The organism is Halopseudomonas sp. (genome assembly GCF_036961105.1).
GTDB lineage: Bacteria > Pseudomonadota > Gammaproteobacteria > Pseudomonadales > Pseudomonadaceae > Halopseudomonas.
The window spans coordinates 1-759 of sequence record NZ_JBALWW010000051.1 but is presented as its reverse complement, the minus strand read 5'-3'; the positions used below and the strand labels follow the sequence as shown (position 1 = coordinate 759).

Genomic DNA, 759 nt, shown 5'->3' with positions numbered 1-759 from the left:
GGTGCTGATAGATGCCGGTTGCGAGTTGCAACATTACGCGGCAGATATTACCCGCACTTTTCCGGTCAACGGTAAATTCACCCGGGAACAAAAAGCTATTTATGACTTGGTCCTCAAGGCGCAATTAGCCGGTATTGATGCCTGCGCTATAGGTAATCACTGGGATGAGCCTCATCAGGTTACCGTCAATGTGATCACCCAGGGGCTGATTGATTTGGGGCTTTTGAAGGGTGAGTTTGATGAGCTGATTGAATCCAAGGGCTACCGGGATTTCTACATGCACCGAGCCGGGCACTGGTTGGGCATGGATGTACACGATGTGGGCGATTACAAGGTTCACGATGAGTGGCGGTTACTGGAGAAAGGCATGGTCGTCACTGTTGAACCGGGTATTTATATCTCTCCGGATAACACGCAAGTGGCCAAAAGTTGGCGTGGTATTGGGATTCGTATTGAAGATGATGTGTTGATAACCGCTAAAGGCCCCGAAGTCTTGAGCTGTGGTGCCCCCAAAACCACGGAAGACATTGAAAGGTTAATGGCGAAGTAATGTCTCAAAACTCACCAACAGAGCCTAATGTGTCCGTACAAGACGTGGATATAGCCATAGTCGGTGGCGGTATGGTGGGTGCTAGTCTCGCCTTATTGCTCTCCTCGCTGAATCTCGGTTGGCGGATTAACGGCCACCCGTCACGGGATAGGTGCGCCTGCACTAAGCAAAAACCCTCAAACTAACCCAATAACAGAGCAGCAAGAGTC

Annotated in this window: 1 protein-coding gene; it reads left to right on the top strand. The window is 50.3% G+C overall.

Annotation, left to right across the window (positions count from 1 at the left end):
* A partial coding sequence (locus tag V7756_RS18915) for a M24 family metallopeptidase (protein WP_335611752.1) occupies positions 1 to 550 on the top strand: 550 nt, incomplete at its 5' end.
* Positions 551 to 759 lie beyond the last annotated feature (209 nt).